The sequence below is a fragment of the Kitasatospora sp. NBC_01300 genome (assembly GCF_041435235.1).
Taxonomy (GTDB): Bacteria; Actinomycetota; Actinomycetes; order Streptomycetales; family Streptomycetaceae; genus Kitasatospora.
This window is the reverse complement of sequence record NZ_CP108408.1, coordinates 1-19,191: the sequence shown is the minus strand read 5'-3', so window position 1 is coordinate 19,191 and position 19,191 is coordinate 1. Positions and strand designations below refer to the sequence as shown.

Annotated in this window: 15 protein-coding genes; 8 read left to right on the top strand and 7 right to left on the bottom strand. The window is 73.4% G+C overall.

The window, feature by feature from the left end:
- The first annotated feature begins 162 nt into the window (after positions 1 to 162).
- Together OG556_RS00075 and OG556_RS00070 are read left to right on the top strand one after the other, a co-directional pair.
- Positions 163 to 2,676, top strand: a complete 2,514-nt coding sequence (locus OG556_RS00075) for a BTAD domain-containing putative transcriptional regulator (RefSeq protein WP_371515192.1) — start codon at positions 163 to 165, stop codon at positions 2,674 to 2,676.
- Positions 2,661 to 3,521, top strand: a complete 861-nt coding sequence (locus OG556_RS00070; protein WP_371515191.1) for a hypothetical protein — start codon at positions 2,661 to 2,663, stop codon at positions 3,519 to 3,521. Before OG556_RS00075 ends, OG556_RS00070 begins: the two co-directional genes overlap by 16 nt.
- On the opposite strand, the gene OG556_RS00065 is transcribed toward OG556_RS00070, so the two are convergent.
- From OG556_RS00065 to OG556_RS00040, 6 genes are all read right to left on the bottom strand, one after another.
- Entirely contained in the window at positions 3,508 to 4,791 is a 1,284-nt protein-coding gene (locus OG556_RS00065; protein WP_371515190.1) for a serine hydrolase domain-containing protein, read from the bottom strand. The genes OG556_RS00070 and OG556_RS00065 overlap by 14 nt on opposite strands.
- Positions 4,792 to 5,080: 289 nt before the next feature.
- The gene (locus OG556_RS00060) at positions 5,081 to 7,786 is read right to left on the bottom strand and encodes a M4 family metallopeptidase (RefSeq protein ID WP_371515189.1); all 2,706 of its coding nucleotides are present in this window, start codon (positions 7,784 to 7,786) and stop codon (positions 5,081 to 5,083) included.
- Positions 7,787 to 8,153: 367 nt separating this feature from the next.
- Positions 8,154 to 8,876: a MarR family transcriptional regulator gene (locus OG556_RS00055; RefSeq protein WP_371515188.1), complete on the bottom strand. Its 723-nt coding sequence runs from the start codon at positions 8,874 to 8,876 to the stop codon at positions 8,154 to 8,156.
- Positions 8,877 to 9,149: 273 nt separating this feature from the next.
- Positions 9,150 to 10,454 (bottom strand): RNA polymerase sigma factor, encoded by a 1,305-nt coding sequence (locus OG556_RS00050; protein ID WP_371515187.1) that lies wholly within the window; start codon positions 10,452 to 10,454, stop codon positions 9,150 to 9,152.
- Positions 10,454 to 10,873: a YciI family protein gene (locus OG556_RS00045; protein ID WP_371515186.1), complete on the bottom strand. Its 420-nt coding sequence runs from the start codon at positions 10,871 to 10,873 to the stop codon at positions 10,454 to 10,456. The genes OG556_RS00050 and OG556_RS00045 overlap by 1 nt, the downstream gene beginning before the upstream one ends.
- A gap of 169 nt (positions 10,874 to 11,042) precedes the next feature.
- The gene (locus OG556_RS00040) at positions 11,043 to 11,897 is read right to left on the bottom strand and encodes a LysR family transcriptional regulator (protein WP_371515185.1); all 855 of its coding nucleotides are present in this window, start codon (positions 11,895 to 11,897) and stop codon (positions 11,043 to 11,045) included.
- Positions 11,898 to 11,977: 80 nt separating this feature from the next.
- On the opposite strand from OG556_RS00040, the gene OG556_RS00035 reads away from it, so the two are divergent.
- The 6 genes from OG556_RS00035 (at position 11,978) to OG556_RS00010 (ending at position 17,811) form a co-directional block, all read left to right on the top strand.
- Positions 11,978 to 12,487, top strand: coding sequence for a cupin domain-containing protein (locus tag OG556_RS00035; protein ID WP_371515184.1), 510 nt, complete (start codon positions 11,978 to 11,980; stop codon positions 12,485 to 12,487).
- A gap of 953 nt (positions 12,488 to 13,440) precedes the next feature.
- Positions 13,441 to 14,730: a hypothetical protein gene (locus tag OG556_RS00030; RefSeq protein ID WP_371515183.1), complete on the top strand. Its 1,290-nt coding sequence runs from the start codon at positions 13,441 to 13,443 to the stop codon at positions 14,728 to 14,730.
- A 120-nt stretch (positions 14,731 to 14,850) separates the two neighbouring features.
- On the top strand, positions 14,851 to 15,177 hold the full coding sequence (locus OG556_RS00025; protein WP_371515182.1) for a hypothetical protein: 327 nt from the start codon (positions 14,851 to 14,853) through the stop codon (positions 15,175 to 15,177).
- A 186-nt stretch (positions 15,178 to 15,363) separates the two neighbouring features.
- Positions 15,364 to 15,927 (top strand): hypothetical protein, encoded by a 564-nt coding sequence (locus OG556_RS00020; RefSeq protein ID WP_371515181.1) that lies wholly within the window; start codon positions 15,364 to 15,366, stop codon positions 15,925 to 15,927.
- Positions 15,928 to 16,246: 319 nt separating this feature from the next.
- The gene (locus OG556_RS00015) at positions 16,247 to 17,191 is read left to right on the top strand and encodes a dihydrolipoamide S-succinyltransferase (protein WP_371515179.1); all 945 of its coding nucleotides are present in this window, start codon (positions 16,247 to 16,249) and stop codon (positions 17,189 to 17,191) included.
- Positions 17,191 to 17,811 (top strand): hypothetical protein, encoded by a 621-nt coding sequence (locus OG556_RS00010; RefSeq protein WP_331742790.1) that lies wholly within the window; start codon positions 17,191 to 17,193, stop codon positions 17,809 to 17,811. Before OG556_RS00015 ends, OG556_RS00010 begins: the two co-directional genes overlap by 1 nt.
- A gap of 57 nt (positions 17,812 to 17,868) precedes the next feature.
- On the opposite strand, the gene OG556_RS00005 is transcribed toward OG556_RS00010, so the two are convergent.
- Entirely contained in the window at positions 17,869 to 18,354 is a 486-nt protein-coding gene (locus OG556_RS00005; RefSeq protein ID WP_331742788.1) for a hypothetical protein, read from the bottom strand.
- Between the last annotated feature and the right edge of the window lie 837 nt (positions 18,355 to 19,191).

Genomic DNA, 19,191 nt, shown 5'->3' with positions numbered 1-19,191 from the left:
GCGACCGGGGATGGCTGTCCGGGGCTACCGGTTCACCCGGGCCCCCCATCGCCGCCCCGAGGACGCGACGGGCCGCCGCCCCGGGCGCCGCCCACGGCCCGGCCGGGCGAGCGCCGACCGGCGACTTGACGATCGAACCGGTGCTGCTGCGATAGTGACCCGGTGCGCGTCGGCCTGCTCGGACCCCTGGTACTGGACGCCGGAGCGGGCCCGCTGCCGATCGGCGGCGCGCGGCTGCGGGCGCTGCTGGCCTGCCTCGCGCTGGACGCCGGCCGCGCCGTCCGGCCGCAGGCCCTGGCGGACGCGCTGTGGGCCGAGGCGCCACCGGCCGACCAGGCGAACGCCCTGCAGTCACTGGTGTCCCGCCTGCGGGGCGTCCTGGGCGACCCCGCGCTGCTCACCTTCGGACCGGCCGGGTACCGGCTGGCCGTCGAGGCCGCCGCGGTGGACACCGCCCGGTTCGAGCAACTGGCCCGCTCCGGAAGGCACTTGCACGCGCAGGGCCGGCCGGCCGAGGCCGCCGCCGCCCTGCGGGAGGCCCTGGCCCTGTGGCGCGGCCCCGCGCTGGCGGACGTGCGCGAGGCGCCGTTCGCCGACGCCGAGGCCCGGCGGCTGGAGCGGGCGCGGCTGGCCGCCCTGGAGGACCGGATCGAGGCCGACCTCGCGCTGGGCGCCGGACCGGAGCTGACCGCCGAACTCGAATCGCTGACCGCGCGGCACCCGCTGCACGAACGGCTGCACGCCCAGCTGATCCGGGCCCTGGCCGCCGCCGGCCGGGGCGCCGAGGCCCTGGCCGCCTACCAGCGGCTGCGCGCCCGGCTGGCCGACACCTTCGGCAGCGACCCCGGTCCGCAGCTGCAGGCGGCCCATCTCGCGGTCCTGCGCGGCGAGCTCCCGGCACCCCCCGACCACCGGCCGCCCCCCGACCGCCGCGCGCCCGCCGACCGGCCGCCACCCCAACAGCCGCCACCCCAACGGCCCGAACCCCGCCGAGCACGGCCGCCCGGCAACCTGGACGCCCCGCTGACCAGCTTCGTGGGCCGCGAGGACGACATCCGCCGGGTGGCCGAGCTGCTCGGCCGAGCCCGCCTGGTCACCCTGGTCGGACCCGGCGGGTCCGGCAAGACCCGGCTGGCCACCACCGTCGGCCGCCGCCTCACCCCGACCGGCGGGGTGTGGTTCGTCGCCCTGGCCCCGGCCGGCCCGGCGGACGTGCCCCGCGCGGTGCTCGACGCCCTGCGCACCCGCGAGGCCGACCTGCCCGAGAACGCCGCCGCCCCGGCCCGCCGCCCCGGCACCCCCGAGGAGATCCTGGACCGCCTGACCGAGGTGCTCACACACGACGACCCGGTCCTGGTACTGGACAACTGCGAACACGTGATCGAGGCGGCGGCCGCGCTGGCCGAGACCCTGCTCGGCCGCTGCCCCGGGCTGCGGGTCCTGGCCACCAGCCGGGAACCGCTGCGCATCGACGGCGAGAACCTGCACCCGGTGCTCCCCCTGGAACTGCCCGCACCCGGCTCGACACCCGAACAGGCCCGCGCCTGCGCGGCGGTCCGGCTCTTCCACGACCGGGCCGCCGCCGTGTGCCCCGGCTTCGCCGAGGAGGACGGCGCGCCGGCGGCGGCGGTCGAGATCTGCCGCCGCCTGGACGGCCTGCCCCTGGCGATCGAACTGGCCGCCGCCCAGCTGCGCACCCTGCCCGCCGAGGTGGTCGCCGCCCGGCTGGACGACCGCTTCCGGCTGCTCACCCGGGGCAGCCGCACCGCCCTGCCCCGCCACCGGACGCTGCGCGCCGTGGTGGCCTGGAGCTGGAAGCTGCTGGCCCCCGACGAACGGGCGCTGCTGGAACGGCTGTCGGTGGCGCCCGCCGGCTTCACCGAGGACGCGGCGCAGGCGATCGGCGGGCTCGCCGCCCCGCACCCCGACCACGACGCCCCGGCCCGCGACGTCCGGGAGCTGCTGGCGGCGCTGGTCGACAAGTCGCTGCTGCACCCGCTCGGAGCCGCCGCCACGGGCGAGCCCCGCTACCGGATGCTGGAGACCATCCGGGAGTACGGCCTGGAGCAGCTCACCCGCCGCGGGGAGGACGGCGCCGCCCGCGAACGCCACTGCGGGTTCTTCCTCGCCCTGGCCGAGACCGCGGAGCCGCGGCTGCGCACCCGTGACCAGCTGTGCTGGCTGGCCCGGCTGTCGGCCGAGCGGGACGACCTGCTGGCGGCGATCCGCTGGGCGGTGGAGTCCGGGGACGCCGCGACGGCGGTCCGGTTCGGCGCCGCACTGTGCTGGTTCTGGTCCATGCGGGGCTATCCGCCGGAGTCGCTGGACCTGCTGGAACGGGTGCTGGAGGTCCCCGGGCCGGCCGATCCGGCGGCCCGCGCGCTGGTGGTCGCGACGTACGAGGTCGGCACCGAGTCCATCGGCCGGCCGGAGGACAGGGCGGCCGCCTTCGGCCGGATCGAGGCGGCGATGGCGGGCGTCGACCCCGCTGTCCACCCCCTGCTGGAGCTGGCCCGGATGGCCGCGACCATCGCCGACCCGCAGCCGCCCCCGCACACGCCCGACCCCCTGACCCTCCAGCCCCCTCGGATTCCCCGGGCTCCCCGGACCTCCCGGACGGCGGGCGCAAGGACCCCTCCAGCGGCCCGTTCACCCTGCTCGTGCGAGGCCTGCTGACCCTGCACAGCGGCGACGTCACCGAGGCGACGGGCTTCCTCGTCCGCGCGCTGGCCGGTTTCGAGGCGCTCGGCGAGCGGTGGGGCATGGCGTCCGCGCTGAGCACCCTCGGTTCGCTGCGGCGGCGCTCCGGCGACCTGGCCGACGCGCTGGCGATGAACGAGCGGGCCACCCGCTACTTCCAGGAGCTCGGGATGCAGGAGGACACGGTCGACAGCGATGTCCAGGCCGCCCTGACGCGCGCCCAGGCCGGGGACGCGGACGGCGCGCGGCGGCAGCTGGCGGGCCTGCTCGACCAGGTGGCGCAGGCCGGATGGGCCGAGCCCCGGGCCCTGGTGTGCCTGGGCCTGGCCCAGCTGGAGTGGCGGGCCGGGCGGCGGGAGCCGGCCCGCGCGCACGCCCTGGCCGCCCTGGCCCAGGCCCCCGGAGGCCAGCCGGTGCCCTCGCACCTCACCGCCCTGCTGCTGGGCGTGCTCGCGCAGCTGGACGCGGCGGACGGCCTGCCCGACGCGGCGGTGCGCCGGCTCGACGACCCGGCGGTGCACGCGGTGCTGACCTGGAACTCGGCGGTCGCGGCCCGGATCGCCGTGGCGGCCGCCGACATCGAGCTGTGCTGCGGCCGGCCGGGGGAGGCGGCGCACCTGCTCGGCGCCGCCGACCTGCTGCGGGGCTCGGACGACCTCGGTGACACCGACGTGCGCAGGATCGCCGGGCGGGCCACGGCCGACCTGGGAGCCGCCGGGTTCGCGTCCGCCCACGCCGCGGGTGCGGCGATGACGCGGACCGAGGCCAGGGACCTGCTCTCCACTCTCATCACCGCACCCGCCCCCGTCAGCGAGCCGTAGCCGTAGCCGTAGCCGTAGCCAGAGCCGGAGCTGAAGCCGGGGCCGGGGCCGGCTTGCCGAACATGGCGCAGGTCACCGCACTCTGCAGGGCCTGGCCGGCCGCGGCGAGCTTCGCGTCGGCCCCGAACTCGAACAGGAACTCGGTCGAGATCAGGACGGTGGCCGTACGGCTGCCGGTGCCGTCGGTGAGGTTGGTGCTGGAGTACCCGGTGATTCCCCCGTCGTGGGCCCAGACGGTGCCGCAGGGGGTGCGGACCGTCCCGATGCCCAGGCCGGAGCCGGGTCCGTCCACCGGGTTCTGCGGGTCCACCGGCACGGTGGTGCGCAGCTGCGCCAGCTGGGCCGCGGGCAGCAGCCCGCCGGACATCAGCGCGTTGTAGAAGCGCGACCAGTCCTGGGCGGTGGACACCACGGCCCCGGCCGCCCCGCCCCAGCCCGGGTCGTTGCCGGAGACGTCCACCCGGCCGTCGCGGTGCACCCCGGCCACGTCCCGGAACGCGGCGGGCACCTGCGCCGGCATGTGGGCGGCGTCCGGCTCGTAGCCGCGCACGTAGCGCCCGCGCCAGCTGCCGTCCGTGGCGAGGTAGGTGTGCTTCAGGTCCAGCGGCCGGGCGATCCGGTCCCGGAGCAGGTCGGCGAGGCTCGCCCCGGTGACCCGCTCCAGGACGGCGCCGACCGCCGCGTAGTCGGTGTTGCTGTAGGACCACCGGGTGCCCGGCGGGAACAGTGCCGGGCGCTTGACGCCCACGGCGAGCAGTTCGGTGGAGGTCCACCGGTGCGGGTCCTTGCCGAGGATCGACGGCAGGACGGCGGGGTCCTCGGTGTAGTCGGGCAGGCCGCTGGTGTGGTTCAGCAGCATCCGCAGTGTGATCGCCCGGCCGCCGGGCACCTGGCCCGGCAGCCACGCCTCCACCGGGTCGGTCAGCGCGAGCCGCCCCTCGGCGGCCAGCTGCAGGGCGATCACGGCCATCATGGTCTTGGTGTTGGAGCCCATCCGGAACTCGTCCCCCACCGCGAGCCGCTGGTCCGCCGCGGCCCAGGGGGCCTGCTCGGCGATCTCGACGGGCCGGCCCCGGCCGTCGTCCACCCGCACCACCACCCCCGGCGCCCCGGCGGCCACCAACTGCCGTGCCAGCTTCTCCAGTTGGACCCGCTGCGCCTCGGCCCCGCCCCGGGTCGAGGAGGGCGCGGACCCTGCGGCGGCGGGCAGGGGGGCCGGGAGCGCCGGTCCGGCGGCCAGCCCCACGGTCAGGGCCGACGCGGTCAGCACGAGCGGCGCCAGCCGCAGGCGGCGCGACCACCCCGTGCGGGACGGCGAAGGGGCTGCCGAAGAAGGAGTGGAAGAAGGCGGGGGAGTGGCTGACGACATGGATGCGGTTCCCTCTGCTTGCCGGGTGATCTGGACGGCCCCAGCCTGTGGCCCGCCGCTGGCAAACCGCGCACAGCGCGCTGGCAGGCGCCCGCCGTCCACCCCGGATCCGCCGTCCACCCCGCCGTCCACCCCGCCGTCCGCCCCGGTGCCCGCCGGCACCGGGGCGAACCGCGCAGCCGCGCTCGGATCAGCAGGTGCCGGCCGGGCGGTCGCGGACCACGAGGTCGTTGCGCCCGGCGGTGGCGTCCAGCCAGACCACCCGGGTGCCCTGGTCGGCGGCGGCGTGGAACTGGCTGCCCCGGTTGCAGGAGACCCGCACGGGGGTGCCGCCGCCGACCGGCAGCTGGTACAGCTTGGGCAGGGCGGCGTTCGACCAGCCGCTGCTCGGCTGGGCGCTGCGGTGCATGAAGGTGACGGCCCGGTCGGTGGCGGTTAGCTCCATGTCCGCCGGGGTGTACGGCGAGTCGGCGGAGAGCAGGTCGCGCACGCCGGAGCCGTCCAGGGCTCCGGAGCGCAGGGCGGTCGGGCGGGTGCGGTCGGCCGGGGCGGCCAGCCAGAGCAGCCGGTCGCCCGCGAGCAGCGGGGAGGCGAGGTACGGCGGGTCGGTGCCGTTCGGGGTGCTCACCGGGTACTGGGCGGTGACCTTGCCGGCGGCGGTCGAGTAGACCGTCGGCGCCTGGACGCCGGCCCCGTCCACCGTCCAGGACTCGATCCAGCCGAGCAGGCCGTCCTTGAACGCGAGGGACGTGAGGCTGTGGCCCTCGGGCAGCGGGAGTTCCACGGGCGGGGCGCCGTCGTGGGAGAGGCGGACCCGGGTGCGGCCGGTGTCGTTGTCGGTCACCGTGAAGGCGATGTCCCCGCCGGACACCTGGACGCTGCCGGGCGACTGGTCGGCGGAGTGGAACACGCTGCGCACCGGGCCGCCGGACAGCGGGCGGGTCAGCACCTCCGTCGCCCAGGTGCCGGTGGCGTCGGGGCCGATCGCCAGCCAGACGGCGGACTTGCCGTCGGTGGCGGCCCAGCCGTGGATCCGCCCGTCGTCCGGGCTGAGCCGGGTCGGGGTGGCGGCGGTGGTGGTGGAGCCGGTGTACAGGGCCGTCGCGCCCTTGCCGTTCGGGTCGGTGTTGCCCATCACCCAGTGGCCTCCGCCCGCGGCCGGTCCGACCGGGGCGGAGGTGCCGGGCAGCAGCGGGCGGGTGTCCGTCCCGAGCCGGCTCTGCCAGCCGGCCTTGATCCCGTGGGCGTCGAACGCGGCGGCCACCTTGCGCAGGTCGGCCTTGCCGAGCTTGAGCGACTTCCCTGCGGCGAGCACCGCGTCGCGCCCGGCCACGAAGTCGTCCAGCGGGGTGAGGTATTCGGCCATCGCCCGGTAGACGAGGCGGTCGGCGGTGAGCGGGTCGAGGGTGCGCCGGATGTCCCACAGGGCGCCGCTGAAGATGGTGGAGTTGAGGTGCGCGCCGCCGTTGTCCAGGTCGAGGCCGGCGCCGAGGTAGTCGTCCACGGTGGTGCGGTGGTCGTCCAGGCGGCGGTTCGCGCAGTCCTGGGGGGTGCCGGTGCGGCACAGGTTCTCGCCGAGCAGCGCGGCCGCCGGGTCGTCCATGGACATGCCGCGGGCGGTGACCTCGATGGCGTTGCCGAAGTAGTCGGCCAGCCCCTCGTTCATCGCGCCGGACTGGCCGTCGCCGATCAGGTTGGCGGTGTGCGAGATGACGCCGTGGGTCATCTCGTGCCCGGCCACGTCGAGGGCGGCGGAGAACGGCAGGAACCTGGCGTTGCCGTTGCCGTAGATCATCTTCTGCCCGTCCCAGGCGGCGTTGGGGAAGGGCTTGCCGCGGTTGCTCACGTTCACCACGGAGACGATCGGGCCGCCCTTGCCGTCCAGGCCGTCGCGGCCGAGCCGGTCGTGGTAGAAGCCGTACACGGCGGCGGCGTTGAGGTGGGCGTCGGTGGCGCCGCTGGTGCCGGTGGAGGCCGGGAAGTCCGGGCCCGGGGAGGCGACGGGCAGGCTGCCGTCGGGCAGCCGGCCGCTGACCTCGTAGTAGTCCCGTCCGGTCGCGTCGTAGGTGGTGATGGTGGCGGGCCGGGTGAGGTCGACGAGTTGGTAGCTGCCGTCCGGCTGGCGGGATATGTTCACCGGCACGGTACGGCCGCGCAGGTCGGGGGCGGTCCCGGTGGCGGGCTCGGCGGCGGCGGTGCCGCGGGCGGCGCCGGCCGCTGTGTCGTCGGCGCCGCCGACCTGGTACGGGGCCGAGGCGTCGTGGGCGAGGGCGACCACGCCGAGCGTGGCGTCCGCGTAGACCTCGCGGACCGGCGGCTCGCCGTTCCCCTGGTCGGCGGTGTGCACGGTGAAGTGCCGGGCGAGTCGGCCGGTGCCGCCCGGCAGGACGACCAGGCCGCGGTCCTCGGCGGTGGCCCCGGCCCGGGCGCGCGGGTCCTGGGTCGAGTCGAGCGCCAGCTTGCGCAGCACCGCGTCCGGCACGGCGGGGGCGGTCGGCGCGGTCAGCCCGGTGAAGTACTTGCCGCCGACCGACTCGACGCGCTGGCCGACCCCCTCGCCGGTGAGGCGGACCAGGTACTGCCCGCCGAGCACCGGTATGCCGCCGTGGTACTGCTGGAACCTGACGGTGCGCCGGTCGGCGGCCGTGCGCTCGACCGCGAGCTCGGCCAGCTGCCCCGGGTCGACCCGGTACCGGTCCGCGTGGGCCGCGAGATGGGCCCGGGCCGCCTCGACCGGAGCGCCGGGCGCCGCCTCGGACAGCCCGGTCACCAACTGCGGGGCGCCGGTGCCCTCCCCGGCCACCAGGCCGGGGACGGGATCGGACTCGGCGCTCGGGCCCGGTGGCGCGGCCAGGGCGGGGGAGGCGGTCACGGTGAGCGCCAGTGCCAGACTCAAGGCGGCGCCCGAGCCGAGCGCCCTGGCCACTGAACGGGAACGGTGGTGCACTGCGGTCCTCCACGGAAATCGGCAGTGACGGCAGCACGACAGAGCTGCCTTTCACGGAGGAACGGGGCACCGGACAGGCCCGGTTCAGCCGCTTGCGGCCGCTGCCGGTCGTTTGCGCGAGCCCGCCATCGCCGTCCGTCCCGTCCCCGACGGCCCCGGCCGTCGGCATGCCCCGGGGGCCGACGGCCGGCCCGCCGCGGCCGCCTTGTCGAAGGCCCGCCGCGGATCCGCGGATACGGCACCCGATCGGGTGCGGAGCCCACCCGCCCGGACCATTGCGCATCTCACCCGACCGCCCGGCAGGGGGTGCCCGGGATCAGCCGATCCGTGATCCGGGCCGGCTCTCCTCGCGCCACTGCCGCACGGAGCGCACGATGTCCTGGCCGATCCGCTCCAGGAGGGCCGCGGCGTCGTCCATCCGGGCGCCGGCCGGGGTGCCGGGGCCGAGGGTTTCGGCGCCCTGGCGGGCGATGCCGGCGAGCGTCGTGTTCCGCTCGGCGCTGGCCAGCAGTGCCCGGTACCAGACGTCGTCGTCGATGACGTACTGCTCCCGGCGCTGCTGTTCGCCGCGTTCGCGGCGGATCAGTGCCTGGCCTTCCAGGTAGCCGACGGCCTTGGAGACGGCGGCCGGGCTGACCTGCAGCCGTTGCACCAGTTCGCCCGCGGTGAGGCTGCCGTCGTCGGTGACGTACAGGCAGGCGAGGACCCGGGCGGCCATCCTGGGCAGGCCGCTGTGCACCAGCAGCTCGGCCAGCTCGTCGGCGAATTCGCGGACGGCCTGCGGGTCGCGGCCCTCGGCCGGCGGTGTGGCGGCGGCGGTCCGTCGGGCGGTCGTGCCGCTGCGGCGGGAGCGCTGCGCGGTGGCGCGCTGGGCGTGTTCGGCCCGGTAGTCGGAGGGCCCGCCGTTGCGGGCGATCTCGCGGGTGACGGTCGAGGTCGGCCGTTCGAGCTGCCGGGCGATCTCGCCGTAGCCCAGCCCTTCGGCCAGTCCGGCGGCGATCCGGTGGCGGTCCTGCGGGGTCAGCCTGGCTCCGGGCATCCGTCCTCGTCTCCTTCCGTCGCCTGAACAGTACCCGTCCGCCCGGTCCCCCGTTGCAATGGACTCGCACGGTTCCGCCGCACCCGCCGGGCGAGTCATGACAAGGAGAAACCCGCTATGACCTGCGAATCTATCCACCACCGGCAGGGCCGGCATTGACCACTGCGTGAACTCGTCCGGTGCTCCCTCCCGCCCCGTGGGCACCACACCGAGGGGGGTGCCGCCTGCGGAACCACCACCCGTGCAGCCGTCACCCCCGCCCCTTCCCCGGTGTCACGGCAGCGCGGCCGCCTTGCGCAGCAGCACCGCCCGCTCGCGGGTGTTGCGGCACAGCCGGGCGGCGAGCTCCAGCTCGGCGCGGGCCTCGGCGGTGCGGCCGAGCCGGGTCAGCAGTTCGCCGCGCACGGCCGGGAGCAGGTGCGAGCCCGAGAGCCGGCCGGAGGCGGCGAGCTCGTCGACCATGTGCAGCGCCTGCTGGGGTCCGTCGGCCATGGCGACGGCCACGGCCCGGTTGAGTTCGACGACGGGGGAGGGGGCCACGCGGCCGAGTGCCTCGTAGAGGAGCACGACGCGTTCCCAGTCGGTCTCCGGCACCGAGGGCGCGACCGCGTGGCAGGCGGCGATCGCGGCCTGGAGGCCGTAGGGGCCCAGGCCCCGGCCGGTGGCGGTGGCCCGGCCGAGTGCGGCCAGGCCGCGGTGGATCGCGGAGCGGTCCCACCGGCGCCGGTCCTGGTCCTCCAGGAGCACCGCCTCCCCGTCGGGTCCGGTGCGGGCCGGGAAACGCGCGGCGGTGAGTTCGAACAGTGCGAGCAGTGCGCACGCCTCCGGTTCGGCGGGCAGCAGGGCGGCCAGGGTCCGGGCCAGCCGGAGTGCCTCGTAGGCGAGGTCGGGGCGCAGCAGGTGGTCGCCGGCGGTCGCCGTCGAGCCCTCCGTGAAGATCACGTACAGGACGCTCAGGACCGCGCCGAGCCGTTCGCGCCGCTCCTGGGCCGGCGGCAGTTCGAACGGCACGCGCGCGGCGGCGATCGTCTTCTTCGCCCGGGTGATCCGGGCCTGGACGGTCGCGGTGGGCACGAGGAACGCCCGGGCGATCTCCTCGCTGGACAGGCCGCCCACCACGCGCAGGGTGAGCGCGACCCGGGCCTCGGGGGAGAGCACCGGGTGGCAGGCGGTGAACATGAGCGCGAGGACGTCGTCGTCGACCCGGTCGGGGTCCCACGGGAGTTCGTGCGGCGGGTCGGACGCGGTCGCCGGGCCGGAGCTGAACTGGCCCTCGGCGAGCCGGCCCGCGAGCAGGGTGTAGCGCTCGTCGAGGGCCGAGGCGCGGCGGAAGGCGTCGACGGCCCGCCGCCGGGCGGTCGTCAGCAGCCAGCCCACCGGGCTGGCGGGCACGCCGTCGCGTGCCCAGCTGACGAGTGCCTCGGCGAGGGCCTCCTGGGCGACGTCCTCGGCGAGCGCGAAGTCCCCGGTGTAGCGGGCCAGTGCGCCGACGATCCGGGCGGACTCGATCCGCCAGAGGGCCTCGGCGGCCCGCCGGGCCGATTCGGTGCTCGGCGGGCCGTCGGGGGTGGTGGGCATCAGTGCTGGCCGGTCCGCTCGCGCCAGGCCCGCTCCTTGGCGATCCACTCGTTGTCCTGCGGGAACTCCTCGATGCCCGGCACGCGGCGGATCTCGACCTTCGAGCCGGTGACGGCCGGGAGCCGCTTGGCCCACTCGACGGCCTCCTCCTTCGACGCGACGTCGATCACGTAGAAGCCGCCGAACAGCTCCTTCGTCTCGCCGTACGGGCCGTCGGTGACCACCGGGGCCTGTCCGCCGAAGTCGACCACCACGCCCTGGGAGGGGTCGTCCAGTCCCTCGGCGGCGACGAGCACGCCCGCCCGGATCAGTTCCTCGTTGAAGCGGCCCACCGTCTCGAGCATCTCCTCGAAGGGCGTCTCCATCATCTTCGCGACGCTCTCGTCGGTGCCCCGCATGATCAGCATGTACTTCGACATCGTCACTCCTTGCTCGGGGGCCGTCTTTGGGCCCTCTCCATCCCAGGTCGAACGGCGCGGCCGCGGATCGACACGGCGGGCGGATCCGGGCCGCTTTTTTTTCGACGGACGCCACCCTCCCGCAGGTCGCCGTCCCCCCACACCTGGAGGTGCTCACACCTGGCGTTGCTCACCCCTGGCGGTACGCGGCCGTCGCGATCTCGGCGAACGAGCGGACCAGCGGGTTGGTGTCGCCGTCGTTCCACGCCGCGACCACCGGGCTGGGCGCCATGTCGGCCAGCGGCACCACGGCCAGGTTCTCGGGCAGGTCGTGTCCGAGCGGGGCCAGGCCGACGGTGCTGTTCCAGAGCACGGCCTGGAGGCACTCCTGGACACCGCGCACCACGGGGCCCTCGCGCGGGGTGCCGCCGTTCCAGTACGACTGCCACAGGGGGTCGGTTCCCGGGGGGAACTGGAACCAGCGGCGGTCGGCCAGGTCGGCCAGTTCCAGGCGGCCGCGCCGGGCCAGCGGGTCGTCGGCGCGCAGGACCGCGCCGACCGGGTCGGTGCGCAGCACGCGCACCGCCAGGGCGGTGTCGTCGAACGGCGCGCGGGTCAGCGCGACGTCGACCAGCGCGGCGCGCAGCCCGCAGGTCGGGTCGGTCAGGTCGGTGTCGCGCACGCGGATCTCGACGCCGGGGTGGCTGCGGCGGAAGGCGGCCGCCAGCCTGGTGATGCCGGGGTCGGTGCCGTCGCCCAGGATGCCGACGGTCAGGGTCGCGGCGCCGGCCGCCGCGGCCACGCGCGCGCGCAGGCGCTCGGCCCGCCCGAGCAGGTCCCGCGCCTCCTCCAGCAGCACGGCCCCCGCCGGGGTGAGGGCGACGCCGGCGGGGGAGCGGGTGAACAGCAGGGCGCCGCTCTCCTGCTCCAACCGCTTGATCGCCCGGCTCAGCGGCGGCTGGCTCATGTGCAGGCGGGTCGCGGCCCGGCCGAAGTGGAGTTCCTCGGCGACCGCCACGAAGTAGCGCAGGGTACGTAGCTCCACGCTGCGACGATACCCCCCGGGTATCGGCGTGGCGCAACGGGTCTTGGACACCGGCCCGGCCCCGGCGGTGGACTCGGACCATGACCGACACAGCGAAGACCAGCGAACCGCAGGCCGGCCCCACCGTCTCGGTGCTCGCCCCCGGCGACGGCGAGACGATCGTCCTGGGCACCACGCGCATGCGCGTCCTGGAGGACGGCAGCCACACCGGGCACCGCCTGGCGATGACCGAGTCCCTCCTCGCCCCGCACACCCCCGGACCGCCGCAGCACCGCCACGCCCGCCACGACGAAGCCTTCTACGTCATCTCCGGCACGGTGCGCTTCACCGTCGGCGACCAGCACCACGACGCGGGCGCGGGCACGTTCGTGATGGTCCCGCCCGGCGCCCCGCACACCTTCGCCAACGTGAGCGACCACAGCGCCGTCATGCTCAGCGTCTTCACCCCCGACCTGTACCTGCAGTACTTCCGGGACCTGCGGGACGCGGCCGCCGCCGGCGCGCCGCCGACCCCCGAGGCCGGCCTGCGCACGATGAGCCGCTACGCCACCGAGCCCGCCGCCGACGGTGACCGTGAAAGGACGTCATGACCATCGCCTACTGGCTCCTCGCCACACCGTGTCAGTTCTTTTTCTAGTTCCAACACCAGTAAGCCTGTGAGCTGTGGTGCTGTAGTTCTGCGGAGGACAATCTGTCGGGCTTTGTGAGCTGCGGCTTTGGGCGTGTCGGATCCGTATTTCATGGGCATGTCATGCGGTTGACGTGCTGTGCCGTAGTTAGGTTGAGAATGTCGTAACTACAGGGATAACTACCTGCCGTTGCAGCAGTTGAAGTCGTGGGTTCTGCGGCTTGGTGCGGGGCCGTGCCGCTGCCGCCGTCCGGGTCGGGGTGGCTGGGGTGGGGGCAGGTGCAGGTTACCCCGTGGTCGCGGAAGTTCGGCTGCCGCCGGACTCGGGCCTTGATGGCCCTTTCCGTGCCCTCGTGTTGCAGTGGTTGCCGTAGGCGGGTTGAAGGCCGGCGGGCGCGGGGCGTGGTGTGTCCGGATGGGTCTGGTGCGGGCCTGTCGCTACTGGGATGTGTTGGTGATGTCAGGTTCTGGCAGCGTCATGGGGAGGGAGACGGGTTCGATTCGGACCCGTGAGGTGTTCCGCAGTCGGCAGGTATGGCTGAGGCGCGGATACTGGCTGGGTGCCCGTGTACAAGGAGTCCAACGTCCGCCTGCCGTTCTGCGCTTTGGAGGCCTTGGCCGTCGTTGCGCGGCGGTGGGGAACGTCACGGGACGAGGCGGTGCGCCGGCTCCTCGCGCAGTATGTGGAGGCCCAGGAGGAAGTCGACCCGGATGATCGGTGCACCCACATTTCCACCGTCCTGCGCTACCCGCCCCCGCCGCGCTGGCGACGGGAGCCGATGGAGAGCGGAGTCCTTCGGCTGCGCGCCGACGCAGGCCTGTTGGAACGGGCCCGCGCTGCGGGGCTGAAGTTGCCCGGGCAGCACGAACGCGCCCACCGGGACTACCAGGGCCGGATGCTGGACCGACGCGGTGATGACTGCGATCGCGACCGTGGGGCCCTTCACCGACGACTTCCTGGGCGACTTGATGCCGCTGCTGCGCCATCGCGCGGCGCTCGGCCTGTGGCGGCTGACCACCGCGGTCACCAGCACCGTCCCGGAGCAGAAGGTTCTGGTCGAGGCCGAAGCCATCCGCAGCCGCATGATGTACGAGACGCTGCCGCGCGATCACCTCACCCCCGAACAGGAGCATCTGCTGCTGGTGGCCGACGCCTTGGAGGAGGACGTGGCGTGGCACTCCCCGGAGCGATTCCGGGCCGCCGCCCGCCTTGCCCGCCGCCTGCTCGCCGGCCCCGCCGCGGAAGCCGGAGAGCGGATGCTCCACGACCAGGCCGATGAGTGGAGCGAGCAGTACCAGGACGCGCTGCAATCCGAGGACCCCGCCGCGCTCTCGGGGGAGAGCCCCACGTACGACTGGACCGGACGCGGCGGCACCGCGGTGTGGAGGGCTCATCGCCGCGTCGACCTGCAGGACTTCGAGGACTGGCTGGTCGGCCGCGAGAGCACCGAAACCGAGCACCTGATGCCCCGCCCCGGCTGGCTGCTGCGTACTCCGGCCGCCTGGCGCGCGCAGGCCCCCGCCGGCCGGGGAGAACTGCCCGAGCCCTACGCGGCCTGGGTCGCCCAAGGACGGGCCCTGGCCTTCCCCTACCGCAACAGGCAGGCGGTGTGGCCGCTGCAGTGCTGTCCGGGCACGGCCGCCGGAGAGCCAGTACCGGGGATCGCACCGCTGATCCGCCCGGCGGCAGCACTGCGGTCCGAGACGGTCGCCAGCTTTATCGAAGCCACCCTCATCGACTGGAACCATGAGTTCGACGAAGATCCCTCCCTCCCCATCCGGCTCGACCTCCCCGCGGACAAGGCACAGGCCTTCGGCTTCATCACCGGCCAGCAGAAGCTCGACGCCATGGCCGAAGCCCGCCGAGCGACCCTGAAGTGCATCGACGACGCCCTCGACGAGTTCAAGGACTTCGGGCACGACGAAGAGACACTGAAGCTGCTCCGGGAGGTCCGCGGCAGCATCCGCGAGTTCCGCCACCGTGCCCGGCAGTTCGACAAGCGCATCGCAGCGAAGGTCACCCAAGTCCGGGCCGCATGGCGCTGGCCCGGTCCCTCGGTGGCCGCCAGCGTCCTCGACGGCACCCGGGCCGAGGTGGTCGAGTGCCTTGCCGGCGAAGCTCACCGGCGAAGCGGCCTGCTCGTGGAGTACGCGCAGCACGAAGCCTGGCAGCAGGCCTTCGATCGGTATGGCCGCCGGATGTGACACCCACCGATACAACTGGGTCCTTGCCGCGCTGAAGAGTGGACTCGGAGCCGGGCACCACAACCCGGATTCCGACGCCCCGCGCACCACCTTGGTGCGCTCGCCCTGCAGGAGACCCACATGAATCCTGGCAATCGCCCCGTCATCCCGTCCACCGCAGGAGGCATCGCCGCCGTCGCACTCGCCGTGACCGGCGCGCCAGGACCGGTAACAGCCCTCGCCTTCGGCTGCTTCGCCCTCAGCCTGATCGTGATCGCCCTCCAGTCCGTCCTTCCGCAGGAGCCCAAGTACCTGCTGGCCTGGTGGCGCGCCCGCTGGCGCCACCAGCAACTGCGCCGCGAAGCCTCACGCTGGCAGTCAGATATGCCCGGTTCGGCCGGACCGCGCGAGGAGCCACAGACCAGTGAAACCAGCGAGAACCGTGACGCGATCTCGGCACAGCGGTGACCTTGACGCCCACATCCGCCACGAACACCCGGACCGGCCGAACCGACGGCACAAGGCCTGCAGGGATCTCGGCCAGTCGGATGCAATACGCGAACCGATCAGGCCACGCTCGACTGCAGCCAGGACCTGCCAGAACTCGGGCCCGTTCAGACGCGTACGGCCGAAGCCCCCCCGTCCGAGGAAGGAGTGTCGCTACGCTCACCCAACGAGCAGCGGCACGCCACCGAGGAGGGCGGACTCATGGGCCGTCAGAAGCCGGGCAAACCCCGCCGCAGTTCGAACGACACGCACAATCACCCGGGCCTTCCTGCGGCGATGCTGCCGCACTTCGACGGCCCGGACCCCAACGGTGCCCTGTTCAGGGCCGTCATCGGCGCAGCACTCGAGTCCTGCACGTCCTGCCAGGACGCGACACTCACGCTCCTGGTCGAGGACCCGGCGACCTGTGCCCGCCTCGTGCAACTCGCGTGCGGCATGTTGGCCGAGTTCGAGGGAGGCCTGCCGGCCGACCAGACCGACCCCGACGTGTCCAGCTTCGCCAGCGTTGCCTTCCGCCGCCTCGCCCGCGCCACCCAGGACACCACCGCCCAGGCCGTGTTCCGCGAGTGCGAGCAGATGACGCCCCGCGAGCGTCGCGACGCCGCCAACACCGCCCTGGACACCCTCGTCGGCTACACCCACCTGCCCTCGCAGGATCTCGCCCAACTGAGGCGACTCCTAGCCCAGAACCAGGGCGGCAGAGCCTTCTGACGCGTCGCGCGCCGCGCTGCCGCGCAACCCCTACGCCACCCACCACCCGGCGCCGGAGGCGCCCACACCGGCCTCCCCTTGGCCCACTGCCGCCGTCCCCGGCCACACCACCCAGAACACCCCCGCTGCGCCCCGGCCCGACGCCGACGCCGAGGTCACCCCGGCCACCGCGGCCGCCCTGGACACCCTGACACCCGACCAGCCCCCCACCCACCCGCTGCGCCCGACCCGGGACCACGCGCCGCGTACGACCACCTCCAGGCCCGCCCGCACCAACGGCGGGAACTACGCCGGCCGGGACTACGGCTACTACCTCGACATGATCAGCTCGGTCGTCGACCAGGCCCTCCAGGAACACGACGGCGACACCAAGGCCACCATCGCCGCCCTGGAAAACAAAGCAATTCCCAACGCAATGGCCCTCTTCGAAGCAACCCGAGTCGGCGGAAACTACGAACACACCGTCTATCCCGAACGCCTCGAATTCCTCAGCAAGAAGACCAAGAAGGGAGCCGACGACATCTGGGAAGGCCGCCACAAGTGGGAGAACGGCCCACTCATGACCCAGCTCAAGGACGGCACCCTCACCAGCGTGGCCGTCGACGTCCTCGACACCAACGCCGCCTACTGCAGCGCCCTGAAGGCTTGGCTGCCCATCGGCTCCCTCGTCCACCAGCCCAACGGCGGCTTCGACCCCAAGCGCTCCGGCGTCTACCTCCTGCCCGAACGCCCCACCTGGCACCACCCGCACCTGCCCGACCCGATCGGCAACCGCCGCGAGCCCGGCCCGGTCTTCCTGGACGACGCCACCATCCGCCTCCTGATCCGCTGCCACAAGCTCGACCTCTGCGATCCCCCGTACATCACCCAGGCCTGGACCTCCGGCGCCTCCGAGAACATCGCGGAGAAGTTCCGCCGCGTCCTCACCACCGCCCGCGAGAAAGCCGTCCTCGAAGGCGATAAAGTCACCGAAGAATACATCAAGGCCATCTACTCAATTTTTGTCTCTACCATCGGCGAATCCACCACCAACCGCGACCTCCGCCGACCCGACTGGATGCACATCTTCCGCAGCCAGGCATTCGCCAACCTCTGGTACAAGGCATACCGCGCCCACGAACACGGCCTCACCATCGTCCGCCTCCGCGGCACCGACGAACTCCACATCACCGGAGATTTCCCCTGGCGCACGGTATTCGAAGAAGGCCGCCTCACCACCCAGCTGAAGCTCAAGACCCAGTACACCCTCGGGAAGGCCGCCTGATGTCGACCGACGGCTGGAAGAACTTCGGCAAATACGGCGCCGCCGACGACCCCGAAAACCGCCACGGAAAAATCGTCCTCGCCCGCGCCCTCGAAGACGCCCTGGAACGGATGATCATCGAAGGCGGCATCAAATCCCCCGTCACCACCCGCCGGGGCCTCACCGCCCGCATGAAGTACCTCACCACCACCCAAGGCGGCGCCCAAGCCATGGCCGACGCCGGCATCACCGCCGTCCCCAAGACCATCAGCGCCTGGACCAAGGGCAAGCAACACCCCCTACCCGCCAACCTCGACGCCATCGACACCGCCTACTGGAACCTCCGCGCCGCCAACATCCTCAACAACCCCGGCGCGTTCAAGCAGCACCTCAACAACGCCGGCAAGGGCACCCGGGTCGAGATCCACCCCATCAACCAGGACGTCGTCGACGAACCGCGCCGCCGCGACAACCTGCGCCTCCGCACCCTGCAGGTCCGCTACGTCTGGGACGAAGCCGTCGACGCCATGGTCGCCGGCGACATCGGCAAGCTGGAGGAGATCTGGGACGACGTCATCGCCGACCTCGACTCCGACTGGGGCGCCTACACCTACGTCCGCCACATCGGCCTTGGCGCCTGACCACCCCCACCAGCCGCGCGCCCGCCCCACCGGGCTGCAGCTGCGCCCCACCCCAGCTCAGACCAGCACCACCGGGCACAACAGCGCGTACATTTCCCCCGCAGCTGCGCCTCCGCGATGTCCCAAGGGCCGGTGATGCAGCCAGCCAGGGCGAAGAAGGCACCGTGGCGGCGCGCGGTACGGCGCCAGACGCGCGAGCTGTTCAGACCGCCCTCGTAGAAGCAGACGCCAGCCCGGCCGGTCACCGTCCTGGACGTTGCCGGCCACGTCCAGGACGGCCGACCAGCCGACCGCCGGCTCCGCCCAGCCCTCGAAGTCACCGAACCGCGCCCACCCGCCGGACGCCAGCCCGGCCAGGTGCGAATCCGGCCCGCGGCCGCCGGCCAACGCGAACGTCTCGACCCGGTGCGAGGCCGCGAAGACCACCTGCGCCCGCTGCCCCTCGACGGCCCACGCCTGCATGCCCAACGGCCGCAACGGCTCGCTGCCGACATCGACGGCGTACATCGTGCCGCCGTCCACCGGCGCCGCCTCGTCGCTCACACCCAGGCCAACGAGCCCGCCCCCCGAGGTAACCCAGTCAGCGACCGGCCCCGCCCCGCTGTGCACCGCCGGGGCCCGGGCCGGAGCTCCACCACCTGGCCGAGCAGCAGCCGGCCGAGCCGCCCGCCGGCGGCACCGCAGCCACCCCGTGCCTCCGAATGCCCGGCTACTGAAGGAATTCTCGGTACAATTCTCGAAGCGCCGCAGCATGAATCCCCGGTACAACCTGGAGGGGAGACGGGGCATCAGGCGGAATTCCCTGACCGTGCAATTCTGATACAGGCTCAGGCTGATAGCGCCCGGTACAACTTCCCCGTCTGCAGTGGGAAACACGTAGGATATGAAGGGTCATCATCCCGATACAGGCGACCGTCAATCAGGCGCGTTACAGAAAATGCCCCCGATGCCTGTACAGGGCCCGATTGGGGCGCTAGAAGTGCCTCACTGGTTCAGACCAGCTAGCAAGTCCCTTATCTGACTCAGAGTCACAGATCCTCTGGCCAATGACTTGTAACGACGCGGGTGCCGTGACAAAACTGGAGCCCGGTACAGAACAGGGCAGGCGCCCGGAGGGCGTCCCCCCGAAGGAGCTGGCCGGCCCCGGGAGTAGCCCGCTCGCGACAGGCAAAGCCCGAGAGCACAGAAGAAAAGCCCAGTTCAGAGCCCTAAAGAACCGTCTTCACGAGGGAAAAGGCCAGCCAGGGGGTGTTCGGAATCGGTACAAGGGCCGGCCCCCGGGTAGCCCACCGACAGGCGAGAGTTGTACCGGAACCCTCCCCAGTTAGACAAGAGCCACGGAGTGGCGTTACAGCATTCCGTCACGGTAGTGACGGCGCG